The following is a 22,972-nucleotide window of genomic DNA, read 5'->3' on the forward strand; positions in this document are numbered from 1 at the left end:
ATAAAGATGCATAGTAGAAGTAAATTATTGTCCCTAGCCGTTTTTTTTGTTGGTTTGATGGGTTATGCGCAATCTGAAAAGGAGGTCAGCCCTAAAAGTTATATTGCGTATAAAACTTCAAAAGAAATTGTTATTGACGGAGACGGAGCAGATAAAGCTTGGGAAAAAGCAGATTGGACAACACCTTTTGTCGACATAGAAGGCGTTGAAAGACCAAAATACAATACTCAAGTCAAAATGCTGTGGGACGATAATTACTACTATATCCTAGCAAAAATAGAAGAGCCTCACGTTTGGGCAAATCTAAGACAACGTGATACGATTATTTTTTATAATAATGATTTTGAGGTTTTTATTGATCCAGATAATGATACACACAATTATTATGAATTGGAAATAAATGCGTTAAACACCGCTTGGGATTTATTCATCAATAAACCTTACAGAGAAAAAAATACGGTTTTAAACGATTGGAATATCACAGGTTTAAAATCGGCTGTAAAGATCGACGGAACTTTAAATAATGCTTCAGATATTGATAAAGGCTGGACATTAGAAATTGCAATTCCGTGGTCGGTTTATAAAACATCATATTTCGATGATATTGTTCCGAAAGATAAATTTTGGAAAGTCAATTTCTCTAGAGTGAATTGGCAGCATGATATTGTTGACGGAAAATATGAACGTAAAAAAGATAAAGAAGGAAAATTTCTCCCAGAATACAATTGGGTTTGGTCGCCTATGGGAGTGATAAATATGCATGAGCCCGAAAAATGGGCTTATGTATACTTCTCATCCAAAGAAATAGGAGGACAGGATACTTTTACAATTCCGCAGGAAGAAAAGGTAAAATGGGAACTGTATACTTTATATCGCGCTCAAAAAAGATATTTCGAAAAAAATAAATCTTGGGCAAAATCATTGCAAAGTATCAGTAAAAAAAATATAGTGGTGGATGGAAAGACTTTAAAACCAGTTTTAGAAAATCATTCATCAGGATTTAATATCTTGGTAAAGAGTCCTTTTTCAAACAAAACCTTAATAATTAAAGAAGATGGTAAAATTATTACGAACGAGTAAATTACAGAACTTTTCAAAGATTGTAGTTCTTGCGCTTTCGCTGAGTTTATTCTCGTGCGGACAAAAAGACGCTAAAGCAGAAGAAAACGGAAAATTCACTTTTGGTGTTTGGACAACTGCTGATGCAAAAAAATCGGATGCAGATTATTCGAAAGAATTCAAAAAATACAAAGACGGCGGTATTGACGAAGTTTTAATTAACACGCAAACCGATCCAAAACTATTAGCAAGATTAGTTCCGCTTGCAAAAAAAGAAGGACTAAAAGTTCATGCTTGGATTATGGCTATGAACCGCCCAAATGATTCAGTTGCTTTACAGCATCCAGATTGGTATCAAGTAAGCAAAGAAGGAAAATCTTGTTTTGATAACCGTCCGTATGTAGATTATTACCAATGGCTTTGTCCAACTAAAGAAGAATCTAGAAATCACGTTTTAGGTTTAGTTGAAGGTTTAGCAAAAGTAGAAGGAATTGAAAGTGTACATTTAGATTACATTCGTTTCCCAGATATTTTCTTGCCAATCAGTTTGTTGCCAAAATACAACTTAGTTCAAGATGTAGAATTGCCACAATTTGATTTTTGTTATTGTGATGCTTGCGTTAGCAAATTCGAAAAAGAACATCACAAAAATCCAAAACAAAGCCACAATACTTCAATTGATATGGAATGGAAAAATTTCAGATTAAATGCAGTAAAAGCGGTGGTTGACGATGCGTATAAAATTGCTCATAAACACAATAAAAAATTAACGGCAGCAGTGTTTCCTTATCCAGAAATGGCAGATCACATGGTGCGTCAGCGTTGGGACAAATGGAATATTGACGAAGTATATCCAATGATTTATCATAGTTTTTATGATGAAGAAATTGACTGGGTGGGTTACGCAACAAAACAAGGCGTAGCAGATTTAGAAGGAAAACCAACGAAAGTAAATACAGGAATTTACATTCCAGGTTTAAAATCGGATGCAGAATTGAAGGAAGCAATTTTATTAGCTAAGAAAAATGGCGCAACTGGAGTTTCATTTTTTGACGGAAATGCTTTATCAGATAGTAATTTAAAGACGATTAAGGAGGTAAAATCAACGTTGTAGTAGATTTTACTGGGATTAAAAATTATTACTGATTAATTTAGCAACATAAGAACAGCTGTTTCTGAAAGTTGAATTAAAACCAAAAGACATGTCAAATAGAAGAGATTTTATCAAAAAAACAACTTTAGGCACATTAGCCATTAGTTCTGTTTTGGGCGTAAGCGGATTTGCAGCAAATCACGAAAACGAACCAGAAGTTGAATCTAAAGAAAAAAAACAGACGAAACCGATTATCATCTCGACATGGAATCACGGTTTGCCTGCGAATAAAGAATCTTGGAAAAACCTAAAAGAAGGAAAATCTGCTTTAGACGCTATCGAAGCCGGAATGAAAATTCCTGAAGCTGATCCGACTGTTCGTAGCGTTGGTTACGGAGGATATCCGGATCGTGAAGGAAAAGTAACTCTAGATGCTTGTATCATGGATCACAATAGCAATTGCGGATCTGTTTGTTTCTTGCAAGGAATTAAACACCCAATTTCTGTTGCAAAAAGAGTATTGCAAAACACGCCTCACGTTATGTTAGCGGGACAAGGTGCGTTACAGTTTGCTTTATCAGAAGGATTTAAAGAAGAAAATCTGTTAACTCCAGAATCTGAAAAAGACTGGAAAAAATGGCTGGAAGATTCTAAATACAAACCAGTTATCAATATAGAAAATCACGATACCATAAGTATGCTAATGTTAGACCAAGATGGCAACCTTTCTGGCGGATGCACCACGAGCGGTGCTGCTTGGAAAATGCACGGACGCGTCGGTGACTCCCCAATAATCGGCGCGGGTCTTTTCTTGGATAACGAAGTAGGAGCTGCAGCGGCAACAGGTTTGGGTGAAGCTGTTATTAGAACTGCTGGAAGCGCAATGGTTGTTGAATTAATGCGTCAGGGAAAATCTCCTTACGATGCTTGTAAAGAAATTACAGAGCGTATTTACAACAAACATAAAAACCACAAAGACATGGAATACCTGCAAGTTGGTTTTATTGCTTTGAATAAAAACGGTGAATACGCAGGTTATAGCCTAAGATCAGGATTTAATTACGCAGTTTCTGATGATGCAAAAGGTCACAGAATGGAAGATGCGAAATTTAAAATGTCTTGGGATAATAAATAATTATGACGTTAGAACTTTGTCAAAGTTTTAAACTTTGACAAAGTTGACGTAATATTTGTCATTTCGACGTTAGGAGAAATCTCCGCAAGCAACTCTACAAAGATTGGTGAATTACTATGAGGAGCTACTCGCGGAGATTTCTCCTAACGTCGAAATGACAAACTAAACTTAAAAAACTATGTTTCTATGTGTTTAAAAATTAACCACAAAGAGACAAACCAAAAAACAAAGAATGAAAAAATTACTATTCCTATTAACCCTAATCACTTCAGTTTTCTCTGCTAATGCGCAGAAAATTTACACGGAGAATGATATTCGTATTATTCCGAAACCGAGTCAGACTCTTATTAAAACAGGTGTTTTTGAATTTACAAAAGACACCAAGTTTGTCGTAAACGGTGATTTCCAAAAAGATGCTGCAAATGCTTTGGCTTCTAAATTTGAAGTTGCTGCAGGTTGGAAACCTGAAACGACAACTAAAGCGCCAGTAAGTAATTATGTTCAGTTTAAAGTAGATCCGAACTTAAAAAATGAAGCTTACGTTTTAGATGTAAATCCGACCAATATTGTGATTTCTGCGAAAGGAAATGTAGGTTTTCTTTATGGTTTAGAAAGTGTTAGACAATTACTTCCTGAAGCTATTGAAAGTAAATTTGCTATTACTTCTGCAAAATGGGAGATTCCGAGTTTAACAATTAACGATGAACCTCGTTTTAAATGGAGAGGTTTAATGTTGGATTTATCTCGTCATTTCTTCGATAAAAATTATATTCTGGCTACAATTGATCGTTTGGCAATGCACAAAATGAACGTTTTGCATATGCATTTAGTTGATGATCAAGGTTGGAGAATTGAAATTAAAAAATACCCTAAACTGACAGAAGTTGGTGCGTGGAGAGTAGATCAGGAAACTTTATCATGGAATGCAAGACTTCCGGTAACAGCAGATCAAAAAGGAACTTATGGAGGTTTCTTTACACAAGATGAATTAAGAGAAATCGTAAAATATGCTTCAACAAAAGGAATCGAAATTATTCCTGAGATCGAAATGCCAGCGCACGTAAGCAGTGCAATTGCAGCTTATCCTGAATTGGCTTGTTTTGATCAGAAAATTGGTGTTCCGTCGGGTGGAGTTTGGCCTTTGACAGATATTTATTGTGCAGGAAAAGAATCTACTTTTGAATTTTTACAAAATGTAATTGATGAAGTAATTACAATTTTCCCTTCAAAATATATTCATATTGGTGGTGATGAAGCGACTAAAACCAACTGGGCAAAATGTCCGCATTGTCAAAAAAGAATCAAAGACGAACATTTAAAAAGTGTTGACGAATTGCAAAGTTATTTTGTAAAACGTATGGAAAAATACATCAACTCAAAAGGTAAAAAAGTTATCGGTTGGGATGAGATTTTAGAAGGAGGTTTAGCTCCAGATGCAACGGTAATGAGCTGGAGAGGAATGAAAGGCGGAATTGAAGCAGCAGATCAAGGTCATGACGTAATTATGACTCCAGAATCTCCTTGTTATTTCAACTTTTACCAAGGTCCTCAGAACGAAGAGCCTTTAGCATTTGATGCTTACAATCCGTTAAGCGAAGTGTACAAATTTGACCCTGTAGTTTCTACAATGACGCCTCAAGAAGCTGCGCACGTTTTAGGTGGACAAGCAAATTTATGGGCAGAACATTTAGCATTACCAAAAGATTCTGAATACATGATTTTCCCAAGATTGGCAGCATTATCAGAAACTTTATGGAGTCCGAAAGAAAAACGCAATTGGAATGATTTTACAACAAGATTATTTTCATTATTCAAACGTTACGATTATTTAGGAATCAATTATGCGAAAAGTGCTTATTTGGTAACGGCTTCTTCAACAGCAGATTTGACTAATAAACAAATTAAAGTAGAATTGAAAAATGAATTTCCTAATCCAGACATTCGTTACGTTTTAGGAGATAAAAGCATCGATCACCATGCTGCAAAATATGTTGCTCCAATTGAAATCAAAGAAACTACTGTTTTAAAAGCTTCTTTATTTCAAGATGACAAACCAGTTGGAAAAACATATACAGATACTATAGTTTTCCATAAAGCATTTGCGAAAAAAGTGAAATACTTAACTCCTTTCAATCAGAGTTATAAAGGAGACGCTAATACTATGGTGAACACCATTCGCGGAAGCAAAAATTTCCATGACGGTCAATGGCAAGCTTGGTTGGTTAACGATATGGAATTGGTTATTGACTTAGAAAAAGTAGAAAGTATTGAACAAGTAAAAGTTGGAGCTTTAGAAAGTCAAGGAGCAGGAGTTAATTTTCCAATTCAAGTTAAAGTGTTGATTTCTACAGACGGAATTAAATACACTCAAGTAGGGAAAATTACGCGTCCTTATGCTGTAAATGCAGTTCCAGAATTGAAAGATTTTAAAATCAATTTCCAAAAACAAAATGCACGTTTTGTAAAAGTAATTGCAGGCAACTTAAAGAAAAGTCCAAAAGGAGAAAGCTCTTGGTTATTTGTCGATGAAATTTTAATTGATTAATTATTTAAAAAAATGAATAAGATATTATTTAAGCTCGGGATATTATTGATTTGTTTGATGCCGTTTTTTACTAAAGCACAAACGAAAGGATTTTCCATATCTAATGGAGAATTTCGTCAAGATGGGAAAGTTATAAAAATACATTCAGGAGAAATGCACTATGAGCGTATTCCTAAAGAGTATTGGAAACATAGATTGCAAATGCTTAAAGCCATGGGATTGAATACCGTGGCAACTTATGTATTTTGGAATTATCACGAAATAGAGCCTGGCGTATGGGATTTTAAAACAGGAAATAAAAATTTAGCAGAGTTTGTTCGTCTTGCTAAGAGTGAAGGATTGTATGTAATTCTTAGACCAGGTCCGTATGCATGTGGTGAATGGGAATTTGGAGGATATCCTTGGTGGTTGCAAAATAATCCAGATTTAGTAATTCGTACCAATAACAAAGCATTTTTAGAAGCTTGTAAAACGTATCTGGAACATTTGTATGCAGAGGTAAAAGGACTTTTTGCTAACCAAGGAGGGCCAATTATTATGGTTCAGGCTGAAAATGAATTCGGTTCTTATGTTTCTCAAAGAACAGATATCACTGCTGATGATCATAAAGCATACAAAACAGCAATTTACAATATGCTTAAACAAACTGGGTTTCCAGAACCTTTTTTTACTTCTGATGGTACTTGGCTGTTTGAAGGCGGTAGTGTTGAAGGCGTGTTGCCAACTGCAAATGGAGAATCTAATATCGATAATTTAAAGAAGCAGGTAGATAAATTCCATAAAGGACAAGGGCCTTACATGGTAGCAGAGTTTTATTCTGGCTGGTTAGATCATTGGGCAGAACCATTCATTAAAATTGGATCTGAAGAGATTGCAAGTCAAACTAAAAAATACCTTGATGCAGGCGTTTCTTTCAATTATTATATGGTACACGGTGGTACTAACTTCGGTTTTACTTCTGGAGCAAATTATAATGAAGAAATGGATATTCAGCCTGATATTACAAGCTATGATTATGATGCTCCTATTAGCGAAGCAGGCTGGGCAACGCCAAAATATATGGCTATCCGTGAAATAATGCAAAAGTATTCTAAAACGAAATTGGCTCCAATTCCAGAGAAAATAACCGTTACAAAATACCCTAATCAGCTTATAAAATCTAATATGGATGTTTTAAGTTGGATAAAAAAAGAAAAACCTGTTGTAAATGACCAGCCTTTGACATTTGAAAAATTGGGACAAGGAAATGGGTATATTTTGTATAGAAAAAGATTTACGCAGCCTATTTCTGGTAAATTAAAAATTGAAGGATTAAGAGACTTTGCTACAGTTTATGTAAACGGGGTTAAAGCGGGTGAGTTGAATAGAGTTTTCAAAAACTACGAGTTGGATGTTACGATTCCTTTTAACGGTATTTTAGAAATTCTAGTTGAAAACATGGGGCGTATTAATTATGGTGCCGAAATAGTTCATAATACTAAAGGAATTATTTCTCCAGTATATTTAAATGAATTTGAAATTAGTGGAGGATGGGAAATGTATAAAATGCCGATGAATGAAGTTCCAGCTATTAAAAGTGAAACGGTAAAATCGGGACGACCAGTTTTGTACGAATCAACTGTAAACATAGATAAGCCAGCAGATACTTTTCTTGATATGACAAATTGGGGAAAAGGAATTGTATTTGTAAATGGCCACAATCTTGGACGCTACTGGAAAGTAGGACCACAGCAAACGCTTTATGTGCCAGGCTGTTGGTTGAAAGCTGGTGAGAATAAGTTTGTTGTATTGGAGCAGCTTAATGAAAGTAACAAAACAGAATTAACTTTTACAGATCAGCCGATACTTGAAAAATTAAATTAAGATTACCTATTAAACTAAAAACAAAAAAATAAATAAAACCTAATAAATAGATTAAAGATGAAAAGAGGAATATTCATTATCGCCCTTTTATTTTCAGCTCAGATTTTCGCGCAAGCGATTTATGAAGATGAAAGATACGTACCAGAAACAGATCCGTTAGTATTAAAAAACCTTGACGAATGGCAAGGCAAAAAATTTGGTTTGCTAATGCACTGGGGAACTTACAGCCAGTGGGGTATTGTAGAATCTTGGTCTATTTGTCCAGAAGATTACGGATGGTGTGAGCGTAAAAAAGGAAGTAATCCATCTAACTATAATGATTACATAAAAGATTATGAAGGGTTAAGAAAAACATTTAATCCTGTGAAATTTGATCCTGAAAAATGGGCAAAAGCAGCTAAATATGCTGGAATGAAGTACATGGTTTTCACGACAAAACACCATGACGGATTTAATATGTATGATACTAAATATTCTGATTATAAAATTACGAGCAATGACGTTCCTTTTCATACAAATCCAAAAGCAGACGTTTTAAAAGAAATTTTCAACTCTTTTAGAGGAGAAGGTATTTCAACTGGAGCTTATTTCTCCAAACCAGACTGGCATAACGAAAACTATTGGGATCCATATTTTCCACCATTCGACAGAAACGTAAACTACGATCCGTCTTTATATCCAGAAAAATGGCAGAAATATGTTGATTTTACTCACAACCAAATCTTAGAAATCTTATCTAATTATGGTAAAGTTGACATCTTATGGTTAGATGGAGGATGGGTTAGAAAAAGAGACCAAGTTAACATCAAAGAAAACTACGACGAGAAGTTTACAGAAAACGAATCTAAAAACGGTTTCATCAAACACAGAGTAGTAGATCAAGATCCGAAAATGGACGAATTGGTTACAAAAGCTCGTGCTAAACAACCAGGATTAATCGTAGTAGATAGAGCCGTTCACGGTAAAAACCAAAACTACTTAACTCCAGAAGGACGCGTTCCTGCTAAAACTTTGCCTTACCCATGGGAATCTTGTATTCCAGCTGGCGGAGGATGGTCTTATTCTCCAGGAGCAACTTATATGACTGGAAGACAAGGAATTCATTTGCTAATTGATATTGTAGCAAAAGGTGGGAACTTATTGTTAAACGTTGCACCAAGTCCAGAAGGAGAATGGGATAAAGGAGCTTACGATTTATTACAAGCTTACGGAGATTGGATGAAAGTAAACAGCACAGCGATTTACAACACAAAACCAATCGAGCCTTACAAAGAAGAAAATATTTGTTTCACACAAAATAAAGCTGGAAATGTATTCGCATTTTATTTAGCTAAAGAAGGAGAAGATAAAATTCCTGCTGAAGTTACAGTAAAAGCAATCAGCCCTAAAAAAGGAACAAAAATTACAATGTTAGGTTCTAAAACTTCTTTAAAATGGACAAAAGAAGGAAACGGATTTAAAGTAGTTATTCCAGAAAGTTTAAGAAACAACCTTCCTGCAAAAGAAGCTTGGGCTTTAAAAATTGAAGCGATTAACAGATAAGAAAGAAACCTATGGTTTTAAATAATAAATATAAATTTAAGACAGCATGTATTTTATACATGCTGTTTTTTAGCATTAGTATTTTTGCGCAAGAACCTGCAGATTTTGTCAATCCATTTATTGGAACTTCTAATTATGGAGCGGCATTTCCTGGCCCAATTGCACCGCGCGGAATGGCAAGTATTAGTCCGTTTAATGTGGCTGGAGTAAAAAATACTCCGATGGAAAAAGACAGTCAATGGCTTTCTAATCCGTATGTGAATGAAAATACTTTTTTGACTGGATTTAGTCAAGTGAATTTAAGTGGCGTTGGATGTCCAGAATTAGGTGTTATTTTATTGATGCCAACGACTGGAGCAGTAGAAATCGATCATTTAAAATACGGTTCGACTTATTCTAATGAAGTTGCAAAAGCTGCTTATTACAGCGTAAACATCGACAAGTACAAAGTAAAAGGCGAATTCACGACTTCAAAACGAGTTGGGATTAGCAGATTCACTTTCCCGAAAGGGCAGTCTAATATTTTATTAAATCTTGGTTTAGGTTTAACAAATGAAGAAGGTGCAATGATAAAAGTAGTGTCACCGACAGAAATTGAAGGAATGCGTTCGGTTGGTTCGTTTTGTTACAACAGCCCAGAAGATGCTTACCCAGTTTATTTTGTGGCTCAATTTTCTAAACCAGCTGATAAATTCGGAGTTTGGAAAAAGCCTACGAAATACAACGGTGTTGAAGCGCAATGGATGGGTTACAACGGAAAAGCGAGAATGATGGATAATACCATTAAAACAGTTGTAGGTGATAGTATTGGAAGTTATTTTACGTATAAATTCGACAAACAAGAAACGGTTGAAGTGAAGATCGGAATTTCGTACGTAAGTATCGAAAATGCCCGTGAAAACTTAGCAAAAGAAGTGGGTAACAGATCTTTTGATGCAATTTATAAAGAAACCTACAACGAATGGAACGAAGAATTATCTAAAATTTTGGTTGAAGGCGGTTCAAAAGACGACAATACGATTTTCTACACGGCTTTGTACCACACTCTGATTCATCCAAACACTTTAAATGATATTAACGGAGACTATTCAGTAATCAAAAGAACTAAAATTCGTAAAACCGAAGGGACTCGTTATACCGTATTTTCATTATGGGATACGTATAGAAATGTACATCCGTTAATGTCTTTGGTTTATCCAAAACAGCAATCTGATATGGTAAAAAGTATGTTGGATATGTTTGATGAAAACGGCTGGTTACCAAAATGGGAATTGAATTCGACTGAAACGTTTACTATGGTTGGTGATCCTGCAAGTATTGTGCTTACAGATACTTACATGAGAGGAGTTCGTGATTATGATGTTAATAAAGCGTATTATGCAATGTTGAAAGGTGCTGATAATATTGAAAATAATCCGCTTCGTCCAGGATTGAAAGATTATATCAAAAAAGGATATTTGACAACCGATAACAAAGGCCCAGTTTCGACGACTCAGGAATACAATATTTCAGATCATGCTATTTCGGTTATGGCTAACGAATTTGGGGATAAAGACAATGTAAAACGTTTTTATAATCGTTCGTTATCCTACAGAAAATTATTTGATAAGAATCTGAATTTGCTTCGCCCAAGAACTGCAAACGGAGATTGGTACGAACCTTTTGATCCTACTTCTGGTGCTAATTTTGAAGAAAATGTTGGTTTTATAGAAGGAAATGCTTATCAGTATAATTTTATGGTTCCGCATGACATTAAGGGATTAATGAAATTAATGGGCGGTGAAAAAGTTTTTTCAGCACAATTGCAGAAAATCTTCGATACCAAACAATTTGATATGGCAAATGAGCCAGATATCGCCAATCCGTATTTGTTCAATTATGTGAAAGGCGAAGAATATAAAGCGCAAGATCATGTGAAACGATTGGTTAGAGAGCATTTCAAAAATGAGCCAAAAGGATTGCCAGGAAATGATGATACAGGAACGATGTCGGCTTGGTTGGTGTATTCGATGATGGGAATTTACCCAATTTCTCCGGGAGACCCAATTTACACCATTACAGCGCCAATGTTTCATAGAATTACGATCAAATTAGATCCAACATATTATAAAAAAGAAAGCATTGTAATTGAAAGACAACTCAATAATGATGGAAAAATCAACTCGATTGAGCTAAACGGAAAATCACTTAATACTTTTTTTATTTCGCATAATGATTTTGTGAATGGAACAAAGCTTAAAGTGATCCAAAATTAAACACACACAACTATGTTACAATTAAGAATGAGGAAAACGGCCATTATTTTTGTAATGGCTGTTGGTTTTTTAAACCAGACCCACGCCCAGAAAAAGTATCTGTATCAAGATGCGAAAGCACCTGTTGAAGACAGAGTAAAAGACTTGTTAAGCCAGATGACGCTTGAAGAAAAAGTGCGTCAGATGGATATGTATAGAGGAGATTTTTTTAAAGATAAAGAAGATTTCGCTAAAGGAAAATCAGCTGAAAAAATTGGAAAATTAGGAATTGGAGCGATTCATGACCTTTATCCGCGTTCAGCGAAAATGATCAACGATCTTCAAACCAACGTAATTAAAGGAAACCGTTGGGGAATTCCAGCTTTAATTATGTGTGAAATGCTTCACGGATATTTAGACGAAGGAAGTACAACTTTTCCAATGAATATCGGACTTGGTGCAACTTGGGATACTTCTGTTTTAGATAAAGTTGGAAAAGTAATCGGTATGGAAGCTAGAGCTCATGGAGTTCATTTTGGCTTTGGGCCAAACTTAGATTTAGGACGCGAACCAAGATGGGGGAGAGTTGCTGAAACTTTTGGAGAAGATGCTTTTTTAAATAGTGAAATTGGTTTAGCATTCATCAAAGGATTGCAAGGAGATGATTTAAAATCAGATCGTTCTATTATTGCTGAGCCTAAACACTTTGCAGTTCACGGTATTCCACAAGCAGGAGGAAACTCTTCGCCGATTTTGGTTGGAGAGCGTTCTGCTAGAGAAGATCACTTGCCATCTTTCCAAAAAGCATTTACAAAAGGTGGTGCTTTAGGAACAATGTGTGCATATTCTGAGTTAGACGGAATTCCTTGTGCTGCAAATCATTGGTTATTGACTGATGTTTTGAGAAAAGAATGGGGTTTCAAAGGACTTGTAGTTTCAGATTTAGGAGCTATTAAATACATTCAAACAACTCATAAAGTTTCTGATTCTCCAAAAGAAAGTATTAGAGAAGCGGTTTCTGCGGGTGTTGATATGCAGTTTTACGATTTCTCTAACGAATTTTGGCAAAACACAATCATTGAATTAGTAAATGAAAAGAAATTGACAATGGAAAACATCGACCGTGCAGCGGGAGCAGTTTTACGTTTGAAATTCTTATTAGGATTATTTGAAAATCCGTACACAGATAAAAACTTGATTAAAGAGCGTTTTCATACAAAAGAAAACCAGGCAGTTGCTTTAGAAGCGGCTCATAAATCAATGGTTTTATTGAAAAATGAAAATAATATTTTGCCATTAAGCAAAAATATTAAAAACATTGCTGTTATCGGGCCAAACGCAAATGCTTCAAGACTTGGAGGTTACTCTCCTAAAAATAGTGTTGGAGTAACCGTTTTTGAAGGTGTTCAGCAAGTAATGGGAAAAACAGCGAATGTTGTTTATGAAGAAGGTGTGCCGCTTATTGTAAAAGGTCAAGCTATTCCATCTAAATATTTATTCACTTCTGACGGATCTCAAAACGGATTAAAAGGAGAATATTTCAATAACAGAAATTTAGAGGGAACTCCAGCTTTAACTCGTATTGACAACCAATTAGAATTTGACTGGCCTTGGGCTCCTGGAGATGGAGTAAATGTTGATGATTTCTCTATCCGTTGGACAGGTTATATCCAATCAGACAAATCATTTGATGGTTGGTTAGGTTTGAGTTCAGATGACGGAATCAGGATGTGGGTTGATGATCAATTGGTTATCGACAACTGGACAAAAGGAGCGACAAGTATTGTTACAACTCCTAAAAAAATTGAAGCAGGTAAAAAATATAAAGTCCGCATTGAAATGTGGGAAGGAGGCTGGGGAGCCAGAGCTCACTTGCGTTGGAATTTAGAAAAAGTTGACATGCAACCAGCAATCGAAGCCGCTAAAAAAGCAGATGTTGCGATTGTAGTTTTAGGAGAATCAAACGAATTGGTTGAAGAAAACAGAGACGTTGCTGATTTGAATTTACACGGAATACAGCAAGAATTGATCGAAGCTATTCAAAAAACAGGAACTCCAGTAGTTTGTGTGTTGTTAAACGGCCGTCCGCTTTCTACAAATTGGATTGCAGATAACATTCCAGCAGTTTTAGAAGGATGGTTCCCAGGAGAATTTGGTGGTAGAGCTGTTGCCGATGTTTTATTTGGAGATTACAACCCAGGTGGAAGATTACCAATTACAGTTCCGAAATCAGTAGGACAGTTACCTATATATTATAACCAAAAACCGTCAGCGATTCATAAATACGTTAGCGAAAGCGAAAATCCTTTGTATACTTTCGGTTACGGATTAAGTTATACGAAGTTTGAGTATTCGAATTTAAAAATTAGTTCAAACGAAATTAAGCCAAACGGCGAAGTAAAAGTTTCAGTTGATGTGAAAAACGTTGGAAATTTGGATGGAGATGAAGTTGTTCAATTATATGTAAATGATGTGTACAGTTCTGTGACGACTCCAGAGAAAACTTTAAGAGGTTTTAAGAGATTAAATGTTAAAAAAGGAGAAACTAAAAATGTAGAATTTACACTTACTAAAGACGAATTAGGTCTGTATAACAGACAGTTACAGTTTATTGTGGAGCCAGGTGATTTCGAAGTAATGGTTGGTGGAAACTCGACAGATGTCCTAAAAACCAAATTCAAGGTTTCGAACTAAAAAGTGTTAAATACCGAATATTTTTAAACGATTTTTAGTTAAAAAAGTGAATACAATTAAAAAAGGCCAAAATCTATTAGATTAATAGATTTTGGCCTTTAAAATAAGGAAGAGTTGGATTACAAATGAAAACGTTTTCTTTCATTTTTATGGTAAACTTTCACCAACACCTTTGCAAAATTGTTATTTGTCGAAATTATGTATTGTTAACAAAAGGTATTCTTAAATTTAACATGTTATTAACTCTAAAAAAACAACTAATATGATTAAAAGCGTACTAAAATTACTGTTGGTCATATGCCTTTTTGGTTTCCAAAACCTAGAAGCGCAGACTACAGTAAAAGGAACGATAACAGATGCTCAAAGCGGAATTCCAATTCCTGGAGCAAATATTATTGTTAAAGGAACTAAAACAAGTGCTTCTACAGATTTTGATGGAAAGTACAGTATTAATGTTCCTAATCAATCAGCAGTTTTAGTTTTTACTTACGTAGGATCTTCTACTAAAGAAGTTGCTGTTGGAACACAAACTACAATTAACGTATCGTTAGGCCCAGATACGCAGCAGTTAGGAGAAGTAGTTGTTACAGCTCTTGGTATTAAAAGAGAGAAAAAAGCAATTACGTATTCTGCACAAAACGTTTCAGTAGACGAATTGTCTGAAGCTAGATCATTAAACGTTGCTAACTCACTTTCTGGTAAAGTTGCCGGTCTTAACTTCTCTACAACTTCTAATGGTGTTGGTTCTTCTTCTAGAATTACTTTAAGAGGTAACAGATCTCTTAACGGAAACAACCAGCCTCTTTATGTTGTAGATGGTGTGCCAATTAGTAATGGTACAACGAATACAAACCCTGATATTGATACTGGAGGAACGACACAGCCAGATGGTATCTCTAACATTAACCCAGAAGATATTGCTTCGATGACTGTTTTGAAAGGACCATCTGCAGCAGCTCTTTACGGATCTAGAGCATCAAATGGTGTAATCGTAATTACAACTAAATCTGGTAAATCTGGAAAAACTTCAGTTTCGTTATCATCTAACTTTATGGCTTCTTCTGCTTATAACTTGATGAATTTACAAAACGAATACGGACAAGGTACAAACGGAAATTATATTTCTAACTCAAGCTCAAGCTGGGGTGCACCTTTAGACGGACGTCAGGTATCTGCTTGGCAGTTGGTTCGTAATCCAAATTATGCTGGACCAGCTACACAAAGCTATTCTCCACAGCCAAATAACGTTATTGATTTCTACAAAACTGGTTATAACTTAGCAAACACTTTAACAGTTACAGCTGGTAACGAAAAAGCGCAAGGTTATTTCTCTTATACTAACACACGTGCTGAAGGTATTGTTGGAGGAAACCAAATGGACAGACACAATCTTAACTTAAGATTGACAAGCAAAATCACTGATAAATTATCATTAGATGTAAAAACAAACTACATCGTTCAGGATATCGATAACTTATTGAGAACTGGTGAAGAATCTATCGGTACATCTGCTTACTTATTGCCTCGTAGTATTGCTTACAACGATTACAAAGATTTCGAATATTTTGATGCTGCAGGACAAAGACAAGTAAACTATTTCCTTGACGAAACTGGAGCTCCAGGTGGAAACCCATACTGGTCTGCTTTAAGAGATGATGCTCGTACAGATAAAAGAAATAGATTTATTGGTTTAGCTTCTCTTAAATATGAGCTTACAAAAACTTTAAGCTTACAAGGTAGAGCTGGTTTAGACCAAATGACAAACAGAAACGTAAGAAATAGATATGCAACTGCAGCTTTCAATAGCAACATGGGTTCATACAGCGAATCTTATGAAACAGTGAGCGAATTAAACATTGATGCATTATTATCTTACAATGAAAAATTCGGTGATTTCTCTATCGGTCTTAACGCTGGTACGAGTTCATTGCAACAAAACAGTTCATCTTTAGGATCTGGTGGTGTGTTAAGTAAAAGAAACTTCTTTGCATTATCAAACGTGCAAACAATTCAATCTACTTCTACAGCTTCAGAAAAAAGAATTAACTCTGTTTACGGATTTGGTCAAGTTGGTTTCAGAAACTATTTATTCTTAGATTTAACAGCTAGAAATGACTGGTCTTCTACTTTACCACAAGATTATTTCTACCCATCTTTCGGACTTTCTGCTGTTCTTTCTGATATGTTTACATTACCAGAAGTAATCAGTTTTGCAAAAGTAAGAGCTTCTTACGCACAAGTTGGTAACGATACAGATCCTTATCAAACACAACAAAGATTTTCATACATCGGAGGTAACGGTGGTATGTTATACGGACAAAACACAAAAGCAAATCCAAACTTGAAGCCTGAAATTTCTTCTTCTAATGAGTTTGGTGCTGATGTTAGATTTTTCAACAACCGTTTAGGTTTAGATTTCACATACTTTAAAACATTAACTAACAACCAAATTTTCTACATCAACACTCCTGAGCCTTCTGGATATTCTAGAGCAATCGTAAACGGTGGAGATATTGAAAATAAAGGTATTGAGTTCACGCTTACTGCAACTCCAATTCAAACAGAAAACTTTACTTGGGATATTACAGCGAACTACGCTTCTTATAAGTCAAAAGTAAAATCTATCTTTGAAGGACGTGATGAATTAGTAATTGGTGAAGGACGTTTAGTTAGAAGTAAAGTTGTTCAAGGTGGAGAATATGGTGATTTATACATCAAAGGTTTCCAAAGAAATGAAGCTGGACAAATTTTAGTAAATAGTGCAGGTATCCCATTAGCAACAAATGGTTTTGATGTTCGTGCTGGTAACTTTAACCCAGATTGGACTGCAGGTTTCAAAAATAATTTCAAATACAAAGATTTCTCTTTAAGCTTCTTAGTTGATTTCAGAATCGGTGGTGAAGTTATTTCATACACTCAAGCTAGACAAGCAGGTTTAGGGGTAAGTGATATTACTTTAGCAGGAAGAAATGGTGGAATAGTTGTTGATGGTGTTGTAGATAACGGAAACGGAACTTACACTCAAAACACAGCAAGCATCAACGCTGAACAATACTGGACAGCAATCGGTCAAAGAACTCCAATTGCAGAGCCATTTGTTTATGATGCTACAAACATCAGATTAAGAGAACTTGTTTTTGGTTACTCAATGCCAAAACGTTTATTAGGTAACTCAGGATTTTCAAGCATCGATTTCTCATTAGTAGGTAGAAACTTGTTCTTCTTCTTAAACGAAGCTAAATACTTTGATCCAGAAGCTGGTGCAGGTACAGGAAACTTACAAGGGATTGAATCTTTCAACATTCCTTCAACGAGAGAATACGGAGTTAATGTTAAATTCGGATTTTAATTAAAAAAGAGACATCATGAAATATAGTTTTAAAATAAAAACACTAGGACTGGCGATAGCAATGCTGTCTACTTTCTCTAGCTGTACAAAGGATTTCGACGAAATAAACAAAGATCCTAATTCATTGACAGAAGATCAGTTAGATGCTACTTTAGCAGGTCCTGCATTTGCATCTGCACTATATGCAGGTATCCACAATGGTTCTTATTCATCTCCAGGTGTAGATGATCAAGGTACTTGGGGTATTGCAACAGGTATTTTATCTTCAACTTTTATCCACTACTTAAACTGTGGATATGGAACTGAAAGAAATGCTTTCGTTAATGGGTACGAAGGTAGAGGATGGACAAGATTTTACACAGTTGCTGCTCCAGCTTTAACAAATGCCTTAAAAGCATCTGAAGGAAACGCAGAAGCTACTGCAGTTTTAAAAATCTGGAAAGTTTACATGTACAACCAAATGGTTGATGCTTACGGACCAATTCCTTACACTGAAGCTGGTAACGGAAAAGAAAAAGTTCCTTACGACAGTGTTGAGTCTATCTACACAGATTTCTTTAAATTATTAGACGAAGCAAATGCAACATTAACTTCTACTTCTGCAACTTCGGTTGCTTCTCTTGCCCCAAATGATAGAGTTTATGCAGGAAATGTTGACAGATGGAGAGTCTTTGGAAACAGTTTAAGATTACGTTTAGCATTAAGAATTTCTGATAAAGAACCTGCAACAGCAAAAACTCAAGCAGAAGCTGCGGTAGCTGCTGGTGTTATGGAGACAAATGCTCAAAGCGCTTACTTTAAAGCTAGTAACATTACTCCAAACAATTTAAACATGATTGTAAACAGCTGGGGTTATGTAATGTCGGCTTCTATGGAAAGTATCTTAGTTGGTTACAACGATCCACGTTTGGAAAGATGGTTTGCACCAGTTGCTACAGGAGCATACAGAGGAAATCCAGTTGGAGGTTTAGAAGATCAATTTGGAGCTACAGAATTCTCGAAATTCAACAATAATGTTTTAGGAAATGGTCCTAATAACACACTTAGTGAAACTAAAAACATTGAAATCTTTATGGCTTCTGAAAACTACTTGAGTAGAGCAGAAGGAGCTTTAAATGGATGGAACATGGGTGCAGATGCTAAAACTTTGTATGAAACAGGTATTAGATTATCTCTTGCACAATGGGGAGTTACTGAACCAGCTGAAATTAACGCTTACCTAGCTGGAACAACATTGCCAACATTGCCAAACATTTTGACTTTGTTCCCAACTTTAGATTTACAAGATATTCCAGTTAAATTGCCAGTTGCTTGGTCTGCATCTACTGCTGATCAAAGAACTCAAATTGCAGTTCAAAAATACTTAGCAATTTTCCCAGAATCTTGGGAAGCTTGGGCAGATTTACGTAGAAGTGATGCTAAAGTAATCTATCCAGTTTTAAATACTGATAACCCAGATGCTGGAGTTGGTAAATCTTTAATGAAAAGAATTATTTACACTACAAATGAGTACTCATCAAACAAAGCTGCTGTAGAAGATGGAGTTTCTAAATTAGGAGGTCCAGATTCAGGAGGTACAAGACTTTGGTGGGACACAAAATAATTAATTTGGTAAAGTAAAAGATCAATCGATTTGTTACTTGAGCGGAAGGAGAGGTAACTCTCCTTTTGTTTTATACAATTGTCACTGAATTTTTGCCCCAACTTGAATTCATTTACAAAATAACATCCCTCGGGTGAAATTGTACAAATTAATTATAACACATAGAGCATGGTTCTATTTATTAAAACTATGTTTCTATGTGTTTAATAATTTCAAACAAAGGGAAATAATATTAATTTTTATCAGAATAAAATGATTTTAAAAATGAAATATACTACAGCCGCATTACTAGTGGTTTTTCTTTTTTCGAATACAATAAAAGCCCAAAAAGCAGTAAATATAGAAAGCAGTTATATTGCAGATCCGCCTGTTACAACAAACAGTCACGCATCGACTTTGGTTGAATACAAACCAAACGAGATTCTAGCAGCTTGGTTTGGCGGAAAATATGAAGGTGCAAAAGATGTCGGAATTTATATTTCGGCTTATAAAGACAAAAAATGGTCTTCGCCTAAAGAATTAATTCAGCCCTTAATTAAAAATGGGGACACACTTCCTTGTTGGAATCCGGTTTTGTTTAAAAGCAAAAGCGAGAATTTGTATTTGTTTTATAAAATTGGAAAAAATCCGAGAGAATGGTTTGGCGCTATGATTGTTTCGAAAGATAACGGAACAACCTGGGGAGAACCGAAATATCTTCCAGACGGAATTTTAGGTCCAATTCGAAACAAACCAATCGAAACTACTCCTGGCGTAATTTTATGCGGAAGCAGTACAGAAAGTGTAGGCACAGACGAATGGCGCGTGCATGTTGAAGAATATACGGAAGCAACAGATTCTTGGAAGAAAATAGCGGTAGAAAACAATCAGAATTTTGATGTAATTCAGCCTACATTTTTAATTCATAGCAAAAGTGATATTCAGATGTTGTCTCGAAGCAAACACAATAAAGTGGTTTCGAGCTGGTCAGGAGACAACGGAAAAAGCTGGATTAGAACCAATACTATAAATGTCATCAATTCGAATTCTGGTATTGACGCTTTAACTGTAAATAAAAATCTTTTTTTATTAGTAAATAATCCATTGCCAATCGGAAAAGACTGGTTCAATGGAAGAAATATTTTAGATGTAGAATATTCAAAAGATGGTCTAAAATGGACTAAATTATTCGATTTAGAAAAACAAGAAAAAGGAGAATTCAGTTATCCAGCCATAATTCAAACAACAGACAAGAAAATACACGTATTGTATACTTACGATCGAAAATATATCAAACATACCTCTTTTGAACTTAGCCTTTAATTTTCGATAACAATACTATGCAAACGCTAAAACACTTTTTTATAAGCATTTTATTCTTTAGCATTCAGTTGAATGCTCAAAATAACAATATGTCTAAGACTTTCTACAAACACGATAAATATCTTTCGTCAGATAAATTAGAAGGTCGTTTTCCTGGAACCAAAGGAAATAATGAAGCCGCAGCATATATTCAGAAGTATTTTAAAAAATATGGTTTAAAAGGATTTGGTAAATCTTACTATCAGCCATTTAAACTTTTTGTGAAAGAAGGAATCAATAAAATGAAATCAGATTCTGTTGCAACGCAGAATGTTGTAGGTTATATCGAAGGTTCAGATCCTAATTTGAAGAACGAATACATTGTAATCGGAGCGCATTACGATCACTGGGGTTGGGGCGGACAAGGTTCTGGAAGTAAAAAGAAAGATGCATTTGCCATTCATAATGGTGCAGATGATAATGCTTCTGGCGTATCAGCTTTGCTATGTATTTTAGAAGAAGTTTCAAAGATGAAAATTAAACCCAAAAGAAGCATCATTTTTATTTCGTTTAGCGGAGAAGAAGAAGGATTGCTGGGTTCAAAGTATTTCATTAATCATCTTCCAGTTCCAAAAGAAGCTGTAAAAGTTATGCTGAATATGGATATGGTCGGAAGATTAAATGATAAAAAAGAACTATATATGGGCGGAGCAGGAACTTTTCCAAACGGAGTAGAATTAATGAAAAAACTCCAGGAAAACAGCGGATTAAATCCGATTGTATTTGCAGGAGATGTAGGAGGTTCTGATCATGTTTCTTTTTACAAAGAATCAATTTCTGCAGTTGGTTTTCATACAGGCGGACATCCGCAATACCACACGCCAGACGATGACATTGAATTGATTAATTCAGAAGGAGGAGCTTTGGTTGCGAAGTATATTTTTAATGCCCTCACACAAATTGCCAATTATGAAGAAGCTTTGGTTTTCATTAAACAGAATTAAACCAAGCGTTATTCCATATAAATAAAATTAAGTCGACTAGTGAAATTAATGCCTGTTCAATTTCACCAAAAAAGTTAAGTTAATTAGTTTTTGTTTTGTTTGAAAAGGCGGTGTCTATTAGATGTTGTAGATGCCGTCTTTCATTTTAAAAGCCCATGAAGCCATGGCATCAATAACAGGCATTAAACCAGTTCCTGCATTACTTAATTTGTAAGTTACAAATGGCGGTACAACAGGTTTTGCTTCGCGAATAACCAATCCGTCTGCTTCTAATTGTTTTAAATGCTGAATAAGCATTTTTTCTGTCACAGCCGGAATTGCTCTTTTCAATTCGCTGTAACGTTTATCTCCAGTCGATAAATGATATAAAATAATAGGTTTCCAGTAGCCTCCAATTTTCTCCATAACAAAAGTTACAGGACATTTTTCCAACGCATACTGCTTGTTTTCCTGAATAGTAGATGATTCTTTAATTGCTGTCATAATACATACTTTAGGGTAAGTACTTGTATAAAAGTAAGTGCAAAGATACCTTTGTCTTGTTAAATAAAAAAACATTTTAAGATGAAAATTATAATTACAGGTTCATTAGGAAACATAGGAAAGCCATTAACGGCACAATTAGTACAATCAGGTCACGATGTAACAGTTGTCAGCAGTAATGCGGATCGTAAAAACGCAATCGAAAATTTAGGAGCAAAAGCCGCAATCGGATCAGTTAGCGATGCTGATTTTCTTTCTAAAACTTTTGCAAATGCAGATGCTCTTTTTGCGATGACACCTCCAAATATGGGTGGAGTAAATATCATTAAAAACACTACCGATGCTGGTGACGCTTTCGCGAAAGCAATTCAAACGACTAACATTAAAAGAGTAGTAATGCTAAGCAGTATTGGAGCCGATTTGCCAACAGGAAACGGGCCAATTGCAGGTTTGTATAATATTGAGAAGATTTACGAGAAATTGGATACTTCTATCACGTTTTTAAGAGCAGGATATTTCTATTTTAATTTCTTCAATGATATTCCGATGATAAAAGGAGCGGGGATAATGGGAGCTAATTTTCCAGCATCAAACCGTATTCCGTTAGTGCATCCAGAAGATATTGCAAAAGCTGCAGCTGAAGAATTGCAGAAAACTCAGGAAGGTAAAAACATTCGTTATATCATTAGTGATGTAAAAACACCTTCAGAAATTGTAAAAGCTTTCGGAGTTGCAATTGACAAACCAGAACTTCCTTGGATTGAATTTACAGACGAGCAATATTTTGGAGGAATGACTCAAGCAGGAGTTCCAGAAGAAATGGCTGGTTTATACACAGAAATGGGAACAGGATTGAGAAACGAAACTATCGCTGCCGATTTCTTAAACCATGATGGAAAAGTTGATGGTAAAATCAAATTGGAAGATTTTGCTAAAGAATTTGCTTCAAAATTCTAATTCTAACGTGTTGATAATTATTTTAAACACATAGAAACATAGTTTTTGCACGTCAGAAATATCTTGAAGGAAAAAATAAAGCACATAGTTACCTATGTGCTTTTAAACAAGTGAAACGCCTTTTTAAAGT

14 protein-coding genes are annotated in these 22,972 nt (G+C 35.2%); 13 read left to right on the forward strand and 1 reads right to left on the reverse strand.

What is annotated here, in order from left to right; all coding sequences use genetic code 11:
* Positions 1 to 6 precede the first annotated feature (6 nt).
* The 12 genes from ACE01P_RS13695 to ACE01P_RS13750 all read left to right on the forward strand — a co-directional run bounded on the left by ACE01P_RS13695 (position 7) and on the right by ACE01P_RS13750 (position 21,402).
* Positions 7 to 1,080, forward strand: coding sequence for a carbohydrate-binding family 9-like protein (locus ACE01P_RS13695; protein WP_379698738.1), 1,074 nt, complete (start codon positions 7 to 9; stop codon positions 1,078 to 1,080).
* On the forward strand, positions 1,055 to 2,173 hold the full coding sequence (locus ACE01P_RS13700) for a putative glycoside hydrolase (protein ID WP_379698740.1): 1,119 nt from the start codon (positions 1,055 to 1,057) through the stop codon (positions 2,171 to 2,173). The genes ACE01P_RS13695 and ACE01P_RS13700 overlap by 26 nt, the downstream gene beginning before the upstream one ends.
* An 88-nt stretch (positions 2,174 to 2,261) precedes the next feature.
* Positions 2,262 to 3,287 carry an isoaspartyl peptidase/L-asparaginase family protein gene (locus ACE01P_RS13705; RefSeq protein ID WP_379698742.1) on the forward strand — a complete coding sequence of 342 codons (1,026 nt, stop codon included), beginning with the start codon at positions 2,262 to 2,264 and terminating at the stop codon, positions 3,285 to 3,287.
* A 232-nt stretch (positions 3,288 to 3,519) separates the two neighbouring features.
* Positions 3,520 to 5,832, forward strand: a complete 2,313-nt coding sequence (locus tag ACE01P_RS13710; RefSeq protein WP_379698744.1) for a beta-N-acetylhexosaminidase — start codon at positions 3,520 to 3,522, stop codon at positions 5,830 to 5,832.
* A gap of 12 nt (positions 5,833 to 5,844) precedes the next feature.
* On the forward strand, positions 5,845 to 7,695 hold the full coding sequence (locus tag ACE01P_RS13715; RefSeq protein WP_379698746.1) for a beta-galactosidase family protein: 1,851 nt from the start codon (positions 5,845 to 5,847) through the stop codon (positions 7,693 to 7,695).
* Between the two features lie 57 nt (positions 7,696 to 7,752).
* A complete protein-coding gene (locus ACE01P_RS13720; RefSeq protein ID WP_379698748.1) occupies positions 7,753 to 9,237 on the forward strand; it encodes an alpha-L-fucosidase in 1,485 nt (494 codons plus the stop codon).
* A gap of 11 nt (positions 9,238 to 9,248) precedes the next feature.
* Positions 9,249 to 11,492 carry a GH92 family glycosyl hydrolase gene (locus tag ACE01P_RS13725; protein ID WP_379698750.1) on the forward strand — a complete coding sequence of 748 codons (2,244 nt, stop codon included), beginning with the start codon at positions 9,249 to 9,251 and terminating at the stop codon, positions 11,490 to 11,492.
* 12 nt (positions 11,493 to 11,504) lie between these two features.
* A complete protein-coding gene (locus ACE01P_RS13730) occupies positions 11,505 to 14,165 on the forward strand; it encodes a glycoside hydrolase family 3 N-terminal domain-containing protein (protein WP_379698752.1) in 2,661 nt (886 codons plus the stop codon).
* Between the two features lie 262 nt (positions 14,166 to 14,427).
* Positions 14,428 to 17,514: a SusC/RagA family TonB-linked outer membrane protein gene (locus tag ACE01P_RS13735; protein WP_379698754.1), complete on the forward strand. Its 3,087-nt coding sequence runs from the start codon at positions 14,428 to 14,430 to the stop codon at positions 17,512 to 17,514.
* Between the two features lie 16 nt (positions 17,515 to 17,530).
* Positions 17,531 to 19,117: a SusD/RagB family nutrient-binding outer membrane lipoprotein gene (locus ACE01P_RS13740; RefSeq protein ID WP_379698756.1), complete on the forward strand. Its 1,587-nt coding sequence runs from the start codon at positions 17,531 to 17,533 to the stop codon at positions 19,115 to 19,117.
* Between the two features lie 264 nt (positions 19,118 to 19,381).
* Entirely contained in the window at positions 19,382 to 20,419 is a 1,038-nt protein-coding gene (locus ACE01P_RS13745; RefSeq protein WP_379698758.1) for an exo-alpha-sialidase, read from the forward strand.
* Between the two features lie 89 nt (positions 20,420 to 20,508).
* The gene (locus tag ACE01P_RS13750; protein WP_379698760.1) at positions 20,509 to 21,402 is read left to right on the forward strand and encodes a M20/M25/M40 family metallo-hydrolase; all 894 of its coding nucleotides are present in this window, start codon (positions 20,509 to 20,511) and stop codon (positions 21,400 to 21,402) included.
* A 117-nt stretch (positions 21,403 to 21,519) separates the two neighbouring features.
* Here ACE01P_RS13750 and ACE01P_RS13755 read toward each other — a convergent pair whose 3' ends face one another.
* Positions 21,520 to 21,885, reverse strand: a complete 366-nt coding sequence (locus ACE01P_RS13755) for a winged helix-turn-helix transcriptional regulator (RefSeq protein WP_379698761.1) — start codon at positions 21,883 to 21,885, stop codon at positions 21,520 to 21,522.
* An 81-nt stretch (positions 21,886 to 21,966) separates the two neighbouring features.
* Here ACE01P_RS13755 and ACE01P_RS13760 point away from each other — a divergent pair, with 81 nt between their 5' ends.
* On the forward strand, positions 21,967 to 22,842 hold the full coding sequence (locus ACE01P_RS13760; RefSeq protein ID WP_379698762.1) for an NAD(P)H-binding protein: 876 nt from the start codon (positions 21,967 to 21,969) through the stop codon (positions 22,840 to 22,842).
* The last annotated feature ends 130 nt before the right edge of the window (positions 22,843 to 22,972 follow it).

The organism is Flavobacterium sp. HJSW_4, assembly GCF_042436695.1.
GTDB lineage: Bacteria > Bacteroidota > Bacteroidia > Flavobacteriales > Flavobacteriaceae > Flavobacterium.